At 63.2% G+C, this 18,071-nt stretch carries 16 protein-coding genes; 5 read left to right on the forward strand and 11 right to left on the reverse strand.

The genetic code is table 11. The features are described from left to right. The 7 genes from JKP78_RS18745 to tcyJ form a co-directional block, all read right to left on the reverse strand. Positions 1–801: a MetQ/NlpA family ABC transporter substrate-binding protein gene (locus JKP78_RS18745; RefSeq protein WP_186687678.1), complete on the reverse strand. Its 801-nt coding sequence runs from the start codon at positions 799–801 to the stop codon at positions 1–3. Then, positions 794–2,185 (reverse strand): LLM class flavin-dependent oxidoreductase, encoded by a 1,392-nt coding sequence (locus JKP78_RS18750; RefSeq protein ID WP_200627182.1) that lies wholly within the window; start codon positions 2,183–2,185, stop codon positions 794–796. Before JKP78_RS18750 ends, JKP78_RS18745 begins: the two co-directional genes overlap by 8 nt. Next, the gene (locus JKP78_RS18755; protein ID WP_186687673.1) at positions 2,185–3,366 is read right to left on the reverse strand and encodes an SfnB family sulfur acquisition oxidoreductase; all 1,182 of its coding nucleotides are present in this window, start codon (positions 3,364–3,366) and stop codon (positions 2,185–2,187) included. Before JKP78_RS18755 ends, JKP78_RS18750 begins: the two co-directional genes overlap by 1 nt. 141 nt (positions 3,367–3,507) lie before the next feature. After that, positions 3,508–4,749 (reverse strand): SfnB family sulfur acquisition oxidoreductase, encoded by a 1,242-nt coding sequence (locus tag JKP78_RS18760; protein WP_200627183.1) that lies wholly within the window; start codon positions 4,747–4,749, stop codon positions 3,508–3,510. Positions 4,750–5,013: 264 nt separating this feature from the next. After that, positions 5,014–5,772, reverse strand: coding sequence for an L-cystine ABC transporter ATP-binding protein TcyN (tcyN, locus tag JKP78_RS18765; protein ID WP_186674905.1), 759 nt, complete (start codon positions 5,770–5,772; stop codon positions 5,014–5,016). Between the two features lie 2 nt (positions 5,773–5,774). After that, on the reverse strand, positions 5,775–6,443 hold the full coding sequence (gene tcyL, locus JKP78_RS18770; protein WP_186687667.1) for a cystine ABC transporter permease: 669 nt from the start codon (positions 6,441–6,443) through the stop codon (positions 5,775–5,777). Beyond that, positions 6,440–7,234, reverse strand: a complete 795-nt coding sequence (gene tcyJ, locus JKP78_RS18775) for a cystine ABC transporter substrate-binding protein (RefSeq protein WP_186687664.1) — start codon at positions 7,232–7,234, stop codon at positions 6,440–6,442. Before tcyJ ends, tcyL begins: the two co-directional genes overlap by 4 nt. Before the next feature lie 368 nt (positions 7,235–7,602). Here tcyJ and epsC point away from each other — a divergent pair, with 368 nt between their 5' ends. Both epsC and betT read left to right on the forward strand, forming a co-directional pair. Then, positions 7,603–8,535, forward strand: a complete 933-nt coding sequence (gene epsC, locus JKP78_RS18780) for a serine O-acetyltransferase EpsC (protein ID WP_200627184.1) — start codon at positions 7,603–7,605, stop codon at positions 8,533–8,535. Between the two features lie 332 nt (positions 8,536–8,867). Further along, positions 8,868–10,829, forward strand: coding sequence for a choline transporter BetT (gene betT / locus JKP78_RS18785; protein WP_200627327.1), 1,962 nt, complete (start codon positions 8,868–8,870; stop codon positions 10,827–10,829). Between the two features lie 120 nt (positions 10,830–10,949). Here the strand turns inward: betT and tauD are convergent, their stop codons facing one another. The 4 genes from tauD to tauA are packed head-to-tail and all read right to left on the reverse strand — an operon-like array spanning position 10,950 to position 14,456. Next, positions 10,950–11,783, reverse strand: coding sequence for a taurine dioxygenase (gene tauD / locus JKP78_RS18790; RefSeq protein WP_200627185.1), 834 nt, complete (start codon positions 11,781–11,783; stop codon positions 10,950–10,952). Between the two features lie 49 nt (positions 11,784–11,832). Beyond that, positions 11,833–12,672 (reverse strand): taurine ABC transporter permease TauC, encoded by an 840-nt coding sequence (gene tauC, locus JKP78_RS18795; protein ID WP_170027803.1) that lies wholly within the window; start codon positions 12,670–12,672, stop codon positions 11,833–11,835. Continuing rightward, the gene (gene tauB, locus JKP78_RS18800; protein ID WP_200627187.1) at positions 12,669–13,457 is read right to left on the reverse strand and encodes a taurine ABC transporter ATP-binding subunit; all 789 of its coding nucleotides are present in this window, start codon (positions 13,455–13,457) and stop codon (positions 12,669–12,671) included. The genes tauC and tauB overlap by 4 nt, the downstream gene beginning before the upstream one ends. Positions 13,458–13,484: 27 nt before the next feature. After that, entirely contained in the window at positions 13,485–14,456 is a 972-nt protein-coding gene (tauA, locus tag JKP78_RS18805; RefSeq protein ID WP_200627189.1) for a taurine ABC transporter substrate-binding protein, read from the reverse strand. Between the two features lie 646 nt (positions 14,457–15,102). Between tauA and JKP78_RS18810 the strand changes: the two genes are divergently transcribed. The 3 genes from JKP78_RS18810 (at position 15,103) to ssuE (ending at position 18,050) form a co-directional block, all read left to right on the forward strand. Continuing rightward, positions 15,103–16,443, forward strand: coding sequence for an OprD family porin (locus JKP78_RS18810; RefSeq protein WP_200627192.1), 1,341 nt, complete (start codon positions 15,103–15,105; stop codon positions 16,441–16,443). Between the two features lie 166 nt (positions 16,444–16,609). Then, positions 16,610–17,248, forward strand: coding sequence for a peroxiredoxin (locus tag JKP78_RS18815; RefSeq protein ID WP_200627194.1), 639 nt, complete (start codon positions 16,610–16,612; stop codon positions 17,246–17,248). Positions 17,249–17,456: 208 nt separating this feature from the next. Further along, positions 17,457–18,050: an NADPH-dependent FMN reductase gene (gene ssuE / locus JKP78_RS18820; RefSeq protein ID WP_200627196.1), complete on the forward strand. Its 594-nt coding sequence runs from the start codon at positions 17,457–17,459 to the stop codon at positions 18,048–18,050. The last annotated feature ends 21 nt before the right edge of the window (positions 18,051–18,071 follow it).

Genomic DNA, 18,071 nt, shown 5'->3' on the forward strand with positions numbered 1-18,071 from the left:
TCAGCCCTCCCAACCGACCTGGTAAAGCTTGCCGTGGGCCTTGTCGAGCGCCGCGCGCACTGCTGGCGAATGCTGGTAGATATCGACGAACCTGGCCAGGCGCGGGTCGTCCTTGCTTTGTGGGCGAATGACGAACTGGATCACGTACTCCTTGTTCTCCAGGCCGTCGAACAGCAGCGCCGAACCGGCGTCGAAGCTGTTGGCCAGGCGGATGTACGCCGGGTAGCCCTGCACCAGGTCGGCGTCGTCATAGGCACGTACCAGTTGTACCGCCTCGACCTGGAGGATCTTCAGCTTTTTCGGGTTGGCGACGATGTCGGCCTCGGTGGCCTTGTAGCCGACCCCCGGCTTGAGGCTGATCAAGCCTGCCTTGGCCAGCAGCTGCAGGCCGCGGCCGCTGTTGATCGGGTCGTTGGCGATGGCCACGCTGGCGCCTTTGGGCAGGTCGGCGAAGCTTTGGTATTTTTTCGAGTACAGGCCGACGTTGTTGATGATGCCGGGTGCGTAGGGCACCAGGTTGAAACCTGCGGCAGCCTTGGCGTTTTCCAGGAACGGGATGTGCTGGAAGTAGTTCACGTCGATGTCGCCACTGTTGAGGCTGACATTCGGCGCGATCCAGTCGCTGAACTCGATCAGCTTCACTTCCAGGCCTTGTTTGTGCGCTTCTTCCACAGCCGCTTCCAGCGGGATGGCAAAGGCGGCAGTGGTACCGATCTTCAGCGGTTCGGCAGCCAGGGTGCTGGCGCTGAGGCCGAGGGTGAGGGCAATGGCCGCGACGGGCCGGAACAGTTTCTCAAGCATGGTGCAGGGCTCCAGTCGGGGTAGGGGCAGAGGCAAAGCGGTAAGTCGAGCCAGGGTGGTCGGCGGGCAGGTACGGGTGGTCGGCCTGGAACAGCTTTTCGCGCAATGTGCCTTCGGCGTAGGCGGTCTTGTAGCGGCCACGTTGCTGCAGCTGCGGGATGACCAGGTCGATGAAGGCCTCGAAGCTTTCCGGGGTGACGGTGCGGGTCAGGTTGAAGCCGTCCAGGCCGGTTTCATCGATCCAGGCGATCAGCTGCTCGGCCACTTGCTCCGGCGCGCCGACCAGGGTCACGTAGCGGCCACCCAGGGCGTGCTGTTGCAACAGGCGCCGCCGCGTCCAGGCGTTGTCCTGCAACTGGCGCGTGGCGGACTGGATGGCATTGCCCTGGCGGAAGGCGATCGGTTCGTCCAGCTCGAAGGCGGAAAAGTCGATACCGGTGGAGGCCGCGAAATGCGCCACCCCCGCCTCGGCACTGGCATGCTGGAGGTACTCGGCGTGCCTGGCCTGGGCCTGTTGCTCGGTGGCCGCGACGATCACCGTGATGCCCATGAACACCTTGACCGCCTGCGCGTCGCGCCCAGCGGCCTGGGCAGCGGCCCGCACCTTGTCTACCTGGGCGCGGGTGGCGGCCTTGTCCTGGCCACTGATGAACACGCATTCGGCATGGTTGCCGGCGAAGGCCAGGCCACGCGCGGAACTGCCGGCCTGGAACAGCACCGGCGTGCGCTGCGGCGACGGCTCGCTCAGGTGATAGCCCTCGACCTGGTAGAACTCACCTTGGTGGCGGACCTTGCGTACCCTGTCGGGCCGCGCATAGACGCGCTGCTGGCGGTCGGCGACCACCGCATCGTCGGCCCAGCTGCCTTCCAGCAGCTTGTACAGCACCTGCAGGTATTCGTCGGCCTGGTCGTAGCGGCGGTCATGCTCAGGTTGCTGCGCCAGGCCCATGGCCCGGGCGGCACTGTCGAGGTAGCCGGTAACGATGTTCCAGCCCACCCGGCCATTGCTCAGGTGGTCCAGGGTGGAAAGACGCCGGGCGAACAGGTACGGCGCCTCGTAGGTGAGGTTGGCGGTAAGGCCGAAGCCCAGGTGGCGGGTGACGGCAGCCATGGCCGAGACCAGCAGCAGCGGGTCGTTGACCGGCAGCTGGATCGACTCCTTGAGGGTGACGTCAAGCGACTGGCCATAGATGTCGTAGGTACCGACGATATCGGCGAGGAACAGCCCGTCGAACAGGCCGCGTTCCAGCAGCCGCGCCAGGTTGGTCCAGTAGTCGAGAGTCTTGTACTGGGTCGAGGTATCCCGCGGGTGAGTCCACAGGCCGTGGTTGATGTGCCCGATGCAGTTCATGTTGAAGGCATTGAGCAGGATCTGCTTGGCCATCAGATGGTCCCCCGGCGTGGCGGGTTGGCATCGTTGAGGTAGTAATTGCCGATGGCGTGGTACTTCCAGCGCACCGGGTCATGCAGGGTGTGCACGCGGGCGTTGCGCCAGTGGCGATCGAGGTTGTGTTCGGCGAGAGTGGCCTGGCTGCCGCTCAGCTCGAACAGCGTCGTGCCGGCTGCCAGGGATATCTCGGTGCTGATCGCGCGGGCTTCGGCCACGGCAATGGAGGCAGCGGCAACCTTGTCGGCGCTGCTGTCGTCGCGGGCGCGGTCCAGGTATTCGCCGGCACGCTCCAGCAGGGCTTCGGCGGCGTGCAGACGGATCGCCAGCTGGCCGAAGCTCTTCAGCGTCAACGGGTCGTCGGTGGCCTTGTCCAGGCCGGAGTCGACCCACGGGCGGCTACGGCTGCGCACGAAGTGCAAGGCGTCTTCATAGGCGGCGCGGGCGATGCCGGTGTCGATCGCGGCATGAAGAATCTGCGCCAGCGGGCCGACCGGGGTAGGGCGCTCGAAGGCGCTCTGGAACGGCACCACGTCGGCGGCGCTGACATGGACATTGTCGAACACCACCGAGCCGCTGCCGGTGGTGCGCTGGCCGAAACCGCTCCAGTCGTCGATCACCTGCAGGCCCTGGCTGTCGGCCGGGACGAACGCCAGGTGTTGCACGCCGTGCTCGTCGACTACCGAGGTGGGAATGCGCTGGGCGTAGATGGCCCCGGTGGCGTAGAACTTGCGGCCATTGATGCGAAAACCGTCGCCATCGCGGCTCAGGCGGGTGGTGCGGTCGTTGGCAGTCCTGGTGCCCAGTTCGGCCAGGGCGTTGCCGAAGCGACGGCCAGCCAATACTTCGCCATACAGGCGCTTTTGCTGTTCGGGCGAACCATTCACCCGCAGCACTTCCAGGGCGTAGAAGTGGTTCTGCGGGATCTGCCCGAGCGAGCCGTCGGCCTGGGCGATGCGGGCGATGACCTTGGCCAGGGTGACATTGGACACCCCGGCACCGCCGAAGGCCTTGGGCACGCTGATGGCCCACAGGCCGGAGCGGGTGAACAGCTCCAGTTCGGCGTGCGGCAGGCGGCGTTCGCGGTCGCGCTGAGCGCTGTCGCGGCGCAGTTGCTGGGTGATGTCTTCGGCGACGGCCAGTGCTTGGGTGTCGTTGGTAATGATGGTTGTAGTCATGGTGTTCTCCGGGGGCCGCTGTGCGGCCCTTCGCGGGCTCGCCCGCTCCCACGGGTAAAGTGATACCCGTTCAGGCGGTGGGAATCCTGTGGGAGCGGGCGAGCCCGCGAAGGGCTGCGCAGCAGCCCCAAAGGCAGCAAATCAGATCCAGGAATGCCGCGCAGGCAGCGTGCCGTTGAGGTGGTAAGCGCCCACCGCGTGGTACTTCCAGCGCACCGGGTCATGCAGGGTGTGCACCCGGGCGTTGCGCCAGTGGCGGTCGAGGTTGAATTCGGCAAGCGTGGCGCGGCTGCCGGCCAGCTCGAACAGCTTCTCGCTGGCCTGCAGGGCGATCTCGGTAGTCAGCACCTTGGCCTCGGCCACCGCGATCGAGGCGCGCGCCGCGCTTGCGGCGTCGATCGGCGCCGCATTGACTTCGTCGAGGACCCGCGCCGCCTTGCGCAGCATCGCTTCGGCGGCGTGCAGTTCGAGCTTCAGGCGGCCGACGTCGGCAATCACATACGGATCGTCACTGGCACGTTCGACATTGGCGTCGACCCATGGGCGCGACTTCTCGCGGACGAATGTGATCGCATCCTCGATCGCCGCTTCGGCAATGCCTGCATCGATGGCCGCCTGGATCAGTTGCGAAGCTGCACCCTGGGTATTGGCGATGTCGCGCTGGCGCCAGTTGTCGATCACCAGCTCGGCCTCCACTGGCACCTGGTCGAGCAGCACGGTGCCGCTGGCGGTAGTGCGCTGGCCGAACCCGGACCAGTCATCGACGATGCGCAGCCCCGGGCTGCCGCGGCGGACGAACGCCAGGCGCTGGCGGCCTTCGTCGTCCAGCGCCTTGACCGCCACCCAATGGGCGAACAGTGCACCCGTGGAATAGAACTTCTCACCGCTGATGCGATAGCCGTCGCCGGCCCGGGTAAGCCTGGCCTTGAGTGTGAGGGTATCTTTGGTGCCGCGCTCGGGCCCGGCATTGCCGATGCGCCAGCCGTCAAGCACGCTGCGGTAGATCGCTGCCTGCTGCGCTTCGGTACCGGTCAGGCGCAGCAGTTGCAGGATGCCGAACTGGTTCTGCGGGATCTGCCCCAGGGCCGGGTCGGCGGCGCTGATCAGGCGGAACACTTCGGCGATGGTCTCGAACGACACTTCGGGGCCGCCAAAGGCTTTGGGGACGCTGATGCTGCCCAGGCCGCTGCGGGTGAACAGCTCGATCTCGGCCCATGGCAGTTTGCGTTGCTGGTCGCGGCGGGCGGCCTGCTCGCGGGCGACCTCGGCCAGTTCGCGGGCCGCTTGCAAGGCTTCGGCGTCGTTGCGCAGCACCTTGGCTGGCAGCAGCACCGGCGAGCTGTCCAGGTCGCTGTGGAATCGGGTATTGGCTTGGCTGGACATCAGTGCCGCTCCTTGGCTGCACTCAATGCCCTGGCGTTGCGCACTGGGGTGATTGTGATCCTGACCATTCCTGACCTCACAAATTGGTTATGTCGCTGTAGCGGGTCGCGACGGATGTGTGCTGGTCCGGTGGTCCGGTGGATATACCCTAATGCTTTATAAAAACTTTATGAACTAACTCTTTGGAATATGCATAGAAGGAGGGATTTGTTGCGGATGCGCCGGCTCCTTCGCAGGCGCGCCCGCGAAGAGGCCGGCTAAGGTTCACTCGGAAGCGGCTGTCCCGAGGAACTTGCGCAGGAATTGCCGGGTACGTTCTTCCTTCGGTGCCGCGAACAGCGCCTTGGCCTCGCCTTGTTCCACGATCACCCCCTTGTCGAAGAAGATCACCCGGTTCGCCACGTCCCGGGCAAAGCTCATCTCGTGGGTCACGATGATCATGGTGCGTCGCTCCTCGGCCAGGCCGCGGATGGTCGCCAGCACTTCACCCACCAGCTCCGGGTCGAGCGCCGAAGTCGGTTCGTCGAACAGGATCACCTCCGGTTCCATGGCCAGGGCCCGGGCGATGGCTACCCGTTGCTGCTGGCCACCGGACAGGCGCCGCGGGTAGGCATCTTCCTTGCCCGCCAGGCCGACCTTGGCCAACAGGCGCCGGCCCAGCTCGATGGCCTGCTCGCGGGGCGTCTTCTTGACGATCACCGGGCCCTCGATGACGTTCTCCAGGGCGGTGCGGTGCGGGAACAGGTTGAAGTTCTGGAAGACGAACCCGGCCTGCTGGCGCAGGCGGCGGATCGCGCTTTGCTGGCCACCCAGCGGGCGGTTGGCGTCGATGCTGATGTCACCGATCTGGATCTGCCCGGCATCGGGGGTTTCCAGCAGGTTCAGGCAACGCAGGAAGGTGGTTTTGCCAGACCCGCTCGGGCCGATGATCGCCACCACCTCGCCCGGCTGCACGGTCAGGTCGATACCGTTGAGCACGGTCTGGCCCTTGAACCGCTTGGTCAGGCCTTTGACTTCAATCATGCTCAATGCTCCTGGTCATGCTGGTTGACGCGGGCTTCCATGCGGTTCTGGAAGTGCGCGAGGATGCTGCACAGCACCCAGTAGATGACTGCGACCGCCACGTACATGGTGAACACCTCGAAGGTGCGCGCGGTAATCAGCTGGGCCTGGCGGAACAGCTCGGGCACCTGGATGGTCGCCGCCAGGGCGGTGTCCTTGACCAGCGAGATGAAGCTGTTGCCCAACGGTGGCAGGGCGGTGCGCAAGGCTTGTGGCAGGATGGCCCGGCGCATGGCCTGGACACGGGTCATGCCGATGCTGGCAGCGGCTTCCCACTGGCCGCGGTCGATCGAGGAGATCGCCGCGCGGAGGATTTCGCAGATGTAGGCGGCCATGTTCAGCGACAGGCCGATCAGCGAGGCCGGGATCGGGTCCAGCTCGATGCCGATCTGCGGCATGCCGAAATAGATCACGAACAGCTGTACCAGCAGCGGTGTGCCGCGGAAAAACGACACGTAAACCCGGGCCAGCCAGTTCAGTGGCATGATCTTCGACAGCCGCATCAGCGCCAGGGCAAACCCCAGCAGCAGGCCGAAGAACATGCCGCCAACGCTGAGCAGCACGGTATAACCCGCGCCCTTCAGCAGGAAGGGCGCAGAATCGACAACGAGTTGCAGGCTTTCAGCGATCATTTGGTGACATCGGCACCGAAGTACTTCTCGGACAGCTTGGCCAGCGTGCCGTCAGCCTTGAGCTTGTCCAGTGCCTTGTTGATCGCGGCCAGCAGTTCCGGCTCGCCTTTGCGCAGGGCCACGCCGCTTTCCAGGCGCGAGAAGGCATCGCCGGCCAGCTGGGTGTCCTTGGCTTTCTGTGCATATTCCAGCGCGGCCAGGCGATCGATCAGGATGGCGTCGATACGGCCGTTGCGCAGGTCGGCAAACTTGCTCGGGTCGTCTTCATAGGTGCGCACATCGGCTTGCGGCACATCCTGTTTCACCCACTGCTCGTAGTTGGTACCCAGGCCCACGCCAACCTTCTTGCCGGCCAGGTCGGCGGCCTTGTGGATGTTCAGCTGCTCGGCCTTCTTCTTCAGGATCAGCGCCTGGATACCGGAGATGGTGTAGGGCTCGGAGAAGTCGTACTTCTTCTTGCGCTCCTCGGAAATGGTCACCTGGTTGATCACCACGTCCAGGCGCTTGGACTCCAGTGCGGCGAGGATGCCGTCCCACTTGGTCGGCTGCACCTTGGCCTTGACGCCGAGTTCCTTGGCCAGCAGTTCCGACAGCTCGACTTCGAAGCCGGTCAGCTTGCCGTTCTCGTCCTGGAAGCTGAACGGTGGGTAGGTGCCTTCCAGGCCGACGTTGATCACGCCTTTTTCCTGGATGGTCTTCAGCTGTTCGCCGGCAAAGGCCTGGCTGAGCAGGCCGGCACCCAGCAGGAGAGCCAGGCTGGCGTTGAGTAGCGGTTTGGCGAATTTCGACATGTGGAAGCCCCGCGCTTGTTGTCAGTGGTGGGTGGCGACTATAGGGTTGGCCGGTTAGGCCAGGAAATAATAAAAAATTATTTTATTATTCCCTTTCGTTTTTGTCAGTGCCGGCTGCATTCAGGGTAGGCGAGTATCTGTTCCCCGTCATCGCTGCTTATGCCTGACATAGTGCAGGATGGAATAAAGCGTTGTTTTTTCCAAGGGAAGGATTTGCCGTAGAGTGGATTGCATGTATGCAGGCCCGACCTTTGGCGGGTAAACCCGCTGCCACAGCTACTGTGCGTTCGCTGTGGAGCGGGTTTGCCGGCGAAGGGCCGGACCTGCCAATAAAAAATGAGTCTGGCCTACTCAGGCAGGAGAAAACCGTGAGCGAACAACCTTCATCCGGGCACTGGCAGTTGCAGAGCATCGTCGCCGGTCTGCGCGGCGCCCGTGAACAATGGCGTACGCGCAATGGCCGCAGCAGTGGCGAGCAAGGCGGGCGTGAGTTGCCTTCGCGCGAGGCGATGCGGCAGATTCTCGAGCAACTGTGCGGCGCGCTGTTCCCCATGCGCCTTGGCCCGGTCGACCTGCGTGAAGAAAGTGAAGACTTCTACGTAGGCCATACCCTGGATGCCGCGCTGACCGCCTTGCTGGCCCAGGCCCGCCTGGAGCTGCGCTACGCCGCGCGGCAAAACAAGGCCGAACTGGCCGGCGTCGACGCCCATGCGCTGCGCCTGGTCCAGGGCTTTGCCGCCGCTCTGCCGGGCCTGCGCGTGCTGCTCGATACCGACGTGCTGGCCGCCTACCACGGTGACCCGGCGGCGCGCAGCGTCGATGAAGTGCTGCTGTGCTACCCCGGCATCCTGGCGATCATCCACCACCGCCTGGCGCACCACTTGTACCAGGCCGGCTTGCCGCTGCTGGCGCGGATCAGCTCGGAGCTGGCGCATTCGGCCACGGGCATCGACATCCACCCCGGGGCACAGATCGGCCCAAGCTTCTTCATCGACCATGGTACCGGTGTGGTGATCGGCGAAACCGCGATCATCGGTCAGCGCGTGCGCATCTACCAGGCCGTGACCCTGGGAGCCAAGCGCTTCCCCAGCGACGAGTCGGGGACCCTGCACAAAGGCCTGCCGCGTCACCCGATCGTCGAAGACGATGTGGTCATCTATGCCGGCGCCACGGTCCTGGGGCGGATCACCATCGGCAAAGGCTCGACCATCGGCGGCAATGTGTGGCTGACCCGTAGCGTGCCGGCCGACAGCAACATTACCCAGGCCAACCTGCAGCTGGATTGCCAGGACAAGAATTGATCGAGCATCTCTTTAGCCTGTACTGGCCTCTTCGCGGGCTTGCCCGCTCTCACAGGGACCGCACAAATATTGAATCTTGTGCATTACCTGTGGGAGCGGGCAAGCCCGCGAAGAGGTCAGTGCAGGAGGGCACCAACCAGCGCCCTGATTCGCATTGACATCCGATCCATGTTTAACTTGAACGCTTGTTCAATGAAAAACGCTGGTCCGCTGCCGGTGTTCAACAGGAGGATTCCTTTGCTGAACCCGTTCATTCCGAACCTTACGTCATTCGACGAGGTGCGCCGCCCATGAGTGCACCGATCCCATCCCTTGCCACTGGCAAGATCCGCATGAACCCCCCAGTGTTCTATTTCGCGGCGAGTTTCATCCTGCTCTTCGGCCTCGTGGTCATTGCCAACCCGCGCAGTGCCGGCGACTGGTTGCTGGCAGCGCAGAACTGGGCGGCCAACACGGTCGGCTGGTACTACATGCTGGCGATGACGCTGTACCTGGTCTTCGTGGTGGTCACCGCCTTGTCCGGCTACGGCAAGATCAAGCTCGGTGCCGACCACGACGAACCCGAGTTCAGCTACCTGTCGTGGGCTGGCATGCTGTTCGCCGCTGGTATCAGCATCACCCTGTTTTTCTTCTGCGTTTCCGAGCCGCTGACCCACATGCTGCAGCCGCCCCAGGGTGAGGCGGGCACGGCCGAGGCCGGGCGCCAGGCCATGCAGATCCTGTTCCTGCACTGGGGCCTGCATGGCTGGGGCGTGTTCGCCTTCGTCGGCATGGCCCTGGCCTACTTCGCCTACCGGCACAACCTGCCGCTGGCCTTGCGGTCGGCGCTGTACCCGCTGATCGGCAAGCGCATCAACGGGCCGATCGGCTACGCGGTGGACGGCTTTGGCATCATTGCCACGGTGTTCGGCCTGGGTGCCGACATGGGCTTTGGCGTGCTGCACCTGAATGCCGGCCTCGATTACCTGTTCGGCATCAGCCATAGCCAGTGGGTGCAAGTGCTGCTGATCGTCCTGATGATGGGCGCGGCGGTCGCCGTGGCCGTCGCCGGGGTGGAGAAGGGCGTGCGGGTGATGAGCGACATCAACCTGTTCCTGGCCTGCGCGCTGTTGCTGTTCGTGCTGTTCGCCGGGCCTACCCAGCACCTGTTCAACACCTTGATCCAGAACCTTGGCGATTATCTCGGGGCCCTGCCGCGCAAGAGCTTCGATGTGTATGCCTACGGCGAGAATAGCGGCTGGCTGGGCGGCTGGACGGTGTTCTACTGGGCCTGGTGGATTGCCTGGGCGCCGTTCGTGGGGCTGTTCATCGCCCGGATCTCGCGCGGCCGTACCATTCGCGAGTTTGTCTTCGGCGTACTGCTGATTCCGCTGGGCTTCACCCTGGCGTGGATGTCGATCTTCGGCAACAGCGCCCTGGACCAGGTCATCAACCACGGCATGACCGCGCTGGGCCAGTCGGCGCTGGATAACCCGGCGATGAGCCTGTACCTGTTGCTGGAAACCTACCCCTGGAGCAAGACGGTGATCGCCGTGACGGTGTTCATCAGCTTCGTGTTCTTCGTCACTTCTGCCGACTCGGGCACCGTGGTGCTGTCGACCTTGTCGGCAACCGGGGGTGATGCCGACGAGGACGGGCCGAACTGGCTGCGGATCTTCTGGGGCGCGATGACGGCGCTGATCACCAGCGCGCTGCTGTTCGCCGGCAGCATCGATTCGCTGAAGTCGGCAGTGGTGCTGACTTCGCTGCCGTTCTCGCTGATCTTGCTGTGCATGATGTGGGGGCTGCACAAGGCGTTCTACCTGGAGTCGCAACGGCAGATCGCGCAGATGCACTCGCTGGCCCCGTTCGCGCAGTCTCGTCGCGGGCGCGGCGGCTGGCGTCAGCGCCTGAGCCAGGCGGTGCATTTCCCGTCGCGCGACGAGGTGTATCGCTTCATGGACGACGTGGTGCGCCCGGCAATTGCCGATGTGCGCGAGGTGTTCGAGCAGAAGGGCCTGGTGCTGATTACCCAGGACGACCCGAGCCATGACAACGTCAGCCTGAAGATTGGCCATGGCGAAGAACAGCCGTTCATCTACCAGGTGCAGATGCGTGGCTACTTCACGCCATCGTTCGCGCTCGGTGGGCTGGGCACCCAGGAGTTGAAGAACCGTCGTTACTACCGGGCAGAGGTGCACCTGAGCGAAGGTAGCCAGAACTATGACCTGGTGGGCTATAGCAGGGAGCAGATCATCAACGACATCCTCGACCAGTACGAACGGCACATGCAGTTCCTGCACCTGGTCAGGTAACCCGCTGGGGGCCGCTTTGCGGCTCATCGCGACACAAGGCCGCTCCTGCAGCAAATCGCGTTCCCCTGTAGGAGCGGCCTTGTGTCGTGAAAGGAGGCCGAAGGCCTCCCCAGGGCCCTGTCAGAAGGGCGCATCCCCCAGAATGGTCGCCCGATGCATGACCCGCCGGTTCGGCCGGTAATCATCCACGGCAAAATGCTGGGTCACGCGGTTGTCCCAGAACGCCACATCATGCTCCTGCCAGCGCCAGCGGATGCTGAACTCCGGCCGCGTGGCATGGGCGAACAGCAGCTTCAGCAGCGCTTCGCTTTCCAGCTCGCTCAGTTCATTGATACGTGTGGTGAAGCCTTCATTGACGAACAACGCCTTGCGCCCGCTCACCGGATGCGTACGCACCACCGGGTGCGACAAAGGCGGGTTGTTGCGTCGCGTGGCTTCCCAGCGCGCCAGGTCCTCTGGCGTGGTACCAAAGCGCTCCAGTGGGAACGACTTGGTGAAGTCGTGGGTGGCACTGAGCCCGTCGAGCAGCTCGCGCAGGGGCGCCGACAACGCTTCGAAGGCCGCGATCCCGCTGGCCCACAGGGTATCGCCACCGTAGGCCGGCAGCTGCTTGGCGCTGAGTACCGCACCCAGTGCCGGGGTCGGCAGGAAGGTCACATCGGTGTGCCACACGGCATTGTCGCGCACATCGGTGACCGCCGTATCGAGGATCAGCACCTGCGGGGTTTCCGGCACGTTGGGGTAGATCGGGTGGATATGCAGGTCGCCGAAGCGGGCAGCAAAGCGTGCCTGCTGTTGTGGGGTTATCGGTTGGTCGCGGAAGAACAGCACCTGGTGCTGCAGCAACGCCTGTTCGATGGCGTCGCGCTGCGCGGTGCTGATGTCGCGGCTGAGGTCCACGCCGCTGATCTGGGCGCCGAGCGCCGGGCTGAGTGGGGTGATGGTCAGGCTCATGTCGGTCTCTTCAATCAGGCAGCCAGGCTGCTGGCGTGGTCAACAGGGTTCAGTGGCTTTGCCCGTGCCACGGCACCAGTTTGCGTTGCAGGGCGCGCAGGCCCATCTCCAGGGCGAAGGCGATCAGGGCGATCAGCAGGATGCCCAGCACCACCACATCGGTTACCAGGAACTGCGCCGCCGACTGCACCATGAAGCCCAGGCCGCTGGTAGCCGCGATCAGCTCGGCGGCCACCAGGGTCGACCAGCCAACCCCCAGGCCGATACGCAGGCCGGTGAGGATGTCGGGCAAGGCGCTGGGCAGGATCACATGGCGGATCAGCTGGGCCCTGGTAGCGCCCAATGATTGCGCCGCACGCAGCTTGGCCGGGTCGACCGTGCGCACGCCGGTGGCTGTGGCAATGGCGATGGGCGCGAAGATCGCCAGATAGATCAGCAGCACCTTCGACAGCTCGCCGATGCCGCACCAGATGACGATCAGTGGCAGGTAGGCCAGCGGTGGGATCGGCCGGTAGAACTCGATCAACGGGTCGAGAATGCCACGCGCTACGCGGTTGTAACCGATGGCGATGCCCACCGGAATGGCAGTGAGGGTGGCGGCCAGCAGGGCTACGCCGATGCGTCCCAGGCTGGCACCCAGGTGCTGCCACAGGCTGGCGTCCATGTAGCCCTGGGTCAGCAAGGTCCAGGCCCTGGCTACGATATCGGCCGGCGAGGGCAGGAACAGCGGCTCGATCCAGCCGGCTGCGGTCACCAGCCACCAGGCCAGCAGCAGGCCGGCCAGGGTCAGCGTGCTGATCCAGCGGGTGGCCAGGGGGGCGCGCAGCCTCGCGACTGGCCGGGGTTGGGTGTTGTGTTTGCCGGTAACCGGCAGGTCCAGGCTGCTCATACGCGCTCCTGCAGGCTTTGCCGTTGCGAGAACACCCGCGCCAGCACATGCTCGCGGGTTTCGATGAAGGCCGGGTCGGACTTGATCGCCCGGGCCGGTTCGCCGGCCGCATGGCGCTGGCCGAAGTCCAGTTGCAGGCGTTCCACCACGCGACCTGGGTTGGGTGCCAGCAGCACCAGCTCGCTGGCCAGAAACACCGCTTCTTCGATGTCATGGGTAATCAGGAACACCGGCTTGGCGGTGCGTTGCCACACCTGCAGCAACAGCTCCTGCATCTGCTCGCGGGTAAAGGCATCGAGCGCGCCGAACGGTTCGTCCATCAGCAGTACCCGAGGGTCGGCTGCCAGCGCCCGAGCCAGGCCCACGCGCTGCTTCTGGCCGCCAGACAATTGCCAGATACGTCGCTCGGCAAAACCGTCGAGGTCGACCAGGGCCAGCATTTCGCGGGCCTTGGCTTCGCGCTCGGCGCGGGGCATGCCGGCCAGTTCCAGGCCGAAGGCGACATTGGCCAGCACGTTCTGCCAGGGCAGCAGGGCATCGTCCTGGAACACCACGCCACGCTCGGCTCCGGGGCCCTGGACGGGCATGCCGTCCAGCGTGATGCGCCCGCCGCTGGGGGCGACGAAGCCGGCGATCAGGTTGAGCAGCGAGGTCTTGCCGCTGCCGGAAGGCCCCAGGGCCACCAGCAATTGGCGCGGCCCCAGGCTCAGGTTGATGTCGGCCAGCACCGGGGTAGCGGCGCCGGGGTACTGTGCGCTGATGCGCTCCAGCTCGAGCAAGGCCATGGCAGGCTCCGGTCGGTTTCTACAGGCTTAGTTGGGCAGGTATTGGGCACTGACGTATGGCGCGTAGTCCGGCAGTACCGCGTCGACCTTGCCTTGCTGCTTGAGGAAGGTGGCCGTGTCGGTCAGCGCCTGGGTGGTCGGCGTGCCCAGGGCACTGGCCTGGTCGGCTGCCAGCGGGTAGACGTTGCCCTGCAGCAGTACCGGGATATCGGTAGGCTTGGCACCGGACAGCTTGGCCAGCTTGGCGACGTTGTCGGGGTTGGCCAGCCAGGCTTTCGGGTCCTTGCGGTAGTCGGCGTAGGCGTCGAGGGTCACCTTGGCGAAGGCCTTGACCACGTCCGGGTGCTTGGCGGCGAAGTCCTTGCGCACGATCCACGCGTCGAAGGTCGGCGCGCCTTTTGCGGCCAGCTCGCCCGAGGTAATCAGCACCTTGCCGTTCTCCTTGGCCACGCCAAGGGCCGGGTCCCATACATAGGTCGCGTCGATGTCGCCACGCTTCCAGGCAGCAATGATTGCTGGCGGTGCGAGGTTGAGGATCTGCACTTTGGACGGGTCGATGTTCCAGCTTTTCAGCGCTGCCAGCAGGCTGTAGTGGCCGGTGGAGACGAACGGCACGGCAACTTTCTTGCCGACCAGGTCTTGCGGTGTGTTGATGCCATCGCGCGCGACCAGTGCCTCACCGGCACCAATCTGCGTGGCGATGAGGAAGGTTTCGACCGGCAGCTTGCGGGTGGCGGCGGCGGCCAGCGGGCTGGAGCCCAGGTAGCCGATTTGCACGTCGCCGCTGGCCACGGCCGTGATCACGTCGGCGCCATTATAGAACTTGCGCCAGTCGATGCTGGCCTTGCTGGCCTTTTCGTAGGTGCCGTCGACCTGTGCGACTTTGGCGGGGTCGACGGTGGTCTGGTAGGCCACGGTCAGGTCGGCAGCCTGTGCCAGCCAGCTGGCGCTGGCGAGGGTCAGGGCGGCGAACAGGCGCAGCGGAGCGTGCGGGATCATGGTGAACCTCTCGTCAGCAATCGGTGTGATGGATGGCGAAAGGCTAAATGATCTAAGAAAGCTAAAATAAATAACTTTTTTGCATTAGCTTAGGAGCCGATCGTCTGAATTCGCCGTCTGTCTTTACCCGATTCGTGTAGGAGCGGCCTTGTGTCGCGATGGGCCGCAAGGCGGCCCCCGGCAATTTTTTCGGTGCTAGCTGAGATTCTGGGGCTGCTTCGCACCCCATCGCGACGCAAGGCCGCTCCTACACAGGGTGCGTCAGCAAGGGTGATGTCACGCAATGGCGAAATGCGAGAGGGCTGCTAGGCTTTCCCGTCCTGATAGAACGATGTGGAATTAGGTTATGAGCAAACGTTTGCAAATAACCATAGGTTATGAATTACCCCGTTGTTACTACGAATGGCTGTAACAGTTCCTAACATATTCCAGAAAAATCTTACCAATTCATAAAACGGTCATTTTGGATTTATAGGATTGTCATTATCCTGTAGCGCAGGGGGCGTCTTAGACCAAAGTCGCGAAACGTTTAGAAACGATTGACTTAATGGTCACGCTTTGGGACTAAATCGCCAATCCACGGTGAGCGGGGCAAAAGATCCTGCCGCCAGAGATACACAAGAATTAGAACGTAGAGGAGCAAAATATGTACAAGTCCAGCCTGGCCCTGGCCGTGGCATTGGGGGTTCTCGCCCAGCAAGCAGGCGCTGCCGGTTTCGTTGAAGACAGCAAACTGTCGCTCAGCTCGCGCACCATGTACTTCAACAACGACAACCGTGAAGCCCACGCTACCGGCACTGCTGAGCGTCCGGACCAGCGTGAGTCGGGCCAAGGCTTCAAGCTCGACTACATCTCGGGCTTTACCCAAGGCACCGTAGGCTTCGGTGTTGATGCCCAGGCGCTGTGGGGTATTCACCTGGATGGCGGCGAGGGTTACCACAAGTCTGGCTTCTTCCCGGATGACGGCAAAGGTTCCGCTGCCCAGTGGGCCCGTTTCGGTGCCAATGCCAAGGCGCGCTTCTCCAAGACCGAAGCGCATTTCGGTAGCGCACTCGCACCGAACCTGCCGATCCTGGTTTCCAACGATGGTCGTCTGCTGCCACAAACCTTCGAGGGTGGCACCATCCAGTCGAAGGAAATCGACAACCTGACCATCAACGCCGGTCAGCTGACCCACGCCATGGGCCGTGCTTCGAGCAACCGTACCGGTCTTTCCGTGTCGGGGTCCAAGCAGGATAGTAACAAGTTCCGCTACGGCGGCCTGGACTACAAGCTCACCCCAGACCTGACCCTGCAGTACTACTACTCGAACCTGGAAGACTTCTACAAGCAGCACTTCCTGGGAGCTACTCACGTCTTTAAGATCGCTGACGACCAGTCGTTCAAAACCGACCTGCGCTATTTTGACAGCAGCAGCGACGGCAAGAACGGCAACGACAGCGCATACGACTTCGACAACAACAAGGGTTATGCCAAACACGCAGGCGAGGTCGACAACAAGACCTGGTCCGCCATGTTCACCTATACCCTGGGTGGTCATGCGCTGATGCTCGGTCACCAGCAGGTCGGCGACGACGGTGGCTTCGTATGGCTGAACCAAGGCGGCCTTGTCAACGACAGCGGCACCTCGGAGGGCGCTGCAGGTTCCAGCTTCTACCTGTTCACCGACAGCATGATCAACTCGTTCGCCCGCGCTGGCGAAAACACCACCTTCGGTCAGTACTCCTATGACTTCGCGGCCCTGGGTGTACCAGGCCTGAAGGCATCGGTTGCCTACCTGCGCGGTGACGATATCCGCAACAGGTCGGGCAACGGCACCTATAACGAATGGGAACGCGACGCGCGCATCGACTACACCCTTCAGGAAGGCACCTTCAAAGGCCTGGGCTTCAGCCTGCGCCAGGGCGTCTTCCGTGGTGCCGGCGAGAGCAACGCCGACCAGGATCAGGCTCGCTTCATCGTGAACTACACTTACAGCTTCCTGTAAGCCGTAGTCACAAAGAAAGCCTCGCCTAGTGCGAGGCTTTTTTTATGCCTGTCGTCCATAATTCCTTAGGATTATAAATAAATCGTTATTTATTCTTTTTATTTCTCTCCGAGTACAGGCACATTCACTCCATGCACTACAGAACACAGCACAGGAGCCGCAGCCTATGAGCCTCAAACTCGGCGAAATCGCCCCCGATTTCGAACAGGATTCCAGCGCAGGCAAGATCCGTTTCCACGAGTGGCTGGGCAATAGCTGGGGCGTGTTGTTCTCCCACCCGGCCGACTTCACCCCGGTGTGCACCACCGAACTGGGCCTCACCGCCAAGCTCAAGGACGAATTCGCCAAGCGCGGGGTCAAGGCCATCGCCCTGTCGGTCGACCCGGTCGACTCGCACCAGCGCTGGATCGAGGACATCAACGAGACCCAGAACACCGTGGTCAACTTCCCGATCATCGCCGACGCCGACCGCAAGGTGTCCGACCTGTACGACCTGATCCATCCGAATGCCAGCGACACCCTCACCGTGCGCTCGCTGTTCGTTATCGACCCGAACAAGAAGGTGCGCCTGACCATCACCTACCCGGCCAGTACCGGGCGCAACTTCAACGAAATCCTGCGGGTGATCGACTCGCTGCAGCTGACTGACAACCACAAGGTGGCCACGCCTGGTAACTGGCAGGACGGTGACGACGTGGTGATCGTGCCTTCGCTGAAGGACGAAGAGGAGATCAGGCAGCGCTTCCCCAAAGGTTACCGGGCGGTCAAACCTTACTTGCGTCTGACCCCGCAGCCCAATCGCTAAAGAATTCCTCGTTGCATTGCTCTTAGCCATAGCAGGGATATTCGGGCCGTTTCGACGGCCCTTTTTTATGCCTGTGGAAATTGCGTTGGCCTTTCCGCGGGCCTTCCAGATGAAAAACAAAATGGAATAAACAAATGAAAAAATATGATTTCTAGGTATATGGCTGCACTGGTAATGTCACTCCCAACCCAGACAAGGAAACGCTGCAATGTTGGTTGTCTCAATCGGTGGTAGCCCCAGTACCCGTTCACGCTCCGGCGTGCTGCTGCAGCGTTCGCGCCAGTGGCTGCAGGATCGTGGTGTCGAAGTGGTGACGTTCCAGGTACGCGACTTCCCCGCCGAAGACCTGCTGCATGCCCGTTTCGACAGCCCGCAGGTGCAGCATTTCCAGCAACTGGTAGCCCAGGCCGATGGCCTGATCGTTGCCACCCCGGTGTACAAGGCCTCTTTTGCCGGCGCCCTGAAAACCTTGCTCGACCTGCTGCCCGAACGGGCCCTGGCCAACAAGATCGTGTTGCCGATCGCCACCGGCGGCAGTATCGCCCACATGCTGGCGGTGGATTACGCACTGAAACCCGTGCTGTCGGCACTCAAGGCGCAGGAGACCCTGCAAGGGATCTTCGCCGACGACAGCCAGATTGCCTACGCAGACGGCAGCAAGCCCGCGCATCTGGTACCGGCGCTGGAACAACGCCTGCAGGATTCGCTGGAGACCTTCCACGTCGCCCTGGCCCGCCGGCCGCGCCCGGTAGCCCCCGGCGTGCTGGAAGAACGCCTGATCAGCGCTCGCTGGAGCATCTGACCGGCCTTATTTGCTTCACCA

Source organism: Pseudomonas sp. LAM2023 (assembly GCF_016620375.1).
GTDB lineage: Bacteria > Pseudomonadota > Gammaproteobacteria > Pseudomonadales > Pseudomonadaceae > Aquipseudomonas > Aquipseudomonas anuradhapurensis.

Excerpts from the sequence above, each read along its gene's own strand:
- JKP78_RS18745 (WP_186687678.1), bottom strand. The coding sequence starts at position 801 with ATGCTTGAGAAACTGTTCCGGCCCGTCGCGGCCATTGCCCTCACCCTC.
- JKP78_RS18750 (WP_200627182.1), bottom strand. The coding sequence starts at position 2,185 with ATGGCCAAGCAGATCCTGCTCAATGCCTTCAACATGAACTGCATCGGG.
- JKP78_RS18755 (WP_186687673.1), bottom strand. The coding sequence starts at position 3,366 with ATGACTACAACCATCATTACCAACGACACCCAAGCACTGGCCGTCGCC.
- JKP78_RS18760 (WP_200627183.1), bottom strand. The coding sequence starts at position 4,749 with ATGTCCAGCCAAGCCAATACCCGATTCCACAGCGACCTGGACAGCTCG.
- tcyN (WP_186674905.1), bottom strand. The coding sequence starts at position 5,772 with ATGATTGAAGTCAAAGGCCTGACCAAGCGGTTCAAGGGCCAGACCGTG.
- tcyL (WP_186687667.1), bottom strand. The coding sequence starts at position 6,443 with ATGATCGCTGAAAGCCTGCAACTCGTTGTCGATTCTGCGCCCTTCCTG.
- tcyJ (WP_186687664.1), bottom strand. The coding sequence starts at position 7,234 with ATGTCGAAATTCGCCAAACCGCTACTCAACGCCAGCCTGGCTCTCCTG.
- betT (WP_200627327.1), top strand. The coding sequence starts at position 8,868 with ATGAACCCCCCAGTGTTCTATTTCGCGGCGAGTTTCATCCTGCTCTTC.
- tauD (WP_200627185.1), bottom strand. The coding sequence starts at position 11,783 with ATGAGCCTGACCATCACCCCACTCAGCCCGGCGCTCGGCGCCCAGATC.
- tauC (WP_170027803.1), bottom strand. The coding sequence starts at position 12,672 with ATGAGCAGCCTGGACCTGCCGGTTACCGGCAAACACAACACCCAACCC.
- tauB (WP_200627187.1), bottom strand. The coding sequence starts at position 13,457 with ATGGCCTTGCTCGAGCTGGAGCGCATCAGCGCACAGTACCCCGGCGCC.
- tauA (WP_200627189.1), bottom strand. The coding sequence starts at position 14,456 with ATGATCCCGCACGCTCCGCTGCGCCTGTTCGCCGCCCTGACCCTCGCC.
- JKP78_RS18810 (WP_200627192.1), top strand. The coding sequence starts at position 15,103 with ATGTACAAGTCCAGCCTGGCCCTGGCCGTGGCATTGGGGGTTCTCGCC.
- JKP78_RS18815 (WP_200627194.1), top strand. The coding sequence starts at position 16,610 with ATGAGCCTCAAACTCGGCGAAATCGCCCCCGATTTCGAACAGGATTCC.
- ssuE (WP_200627196.1), top strand. The coding sequence starts at position 17,457 with ATGTTGGTTGTCTCAATCGGTGGTAGCCCCAGTACCCGTTCACGCTCC.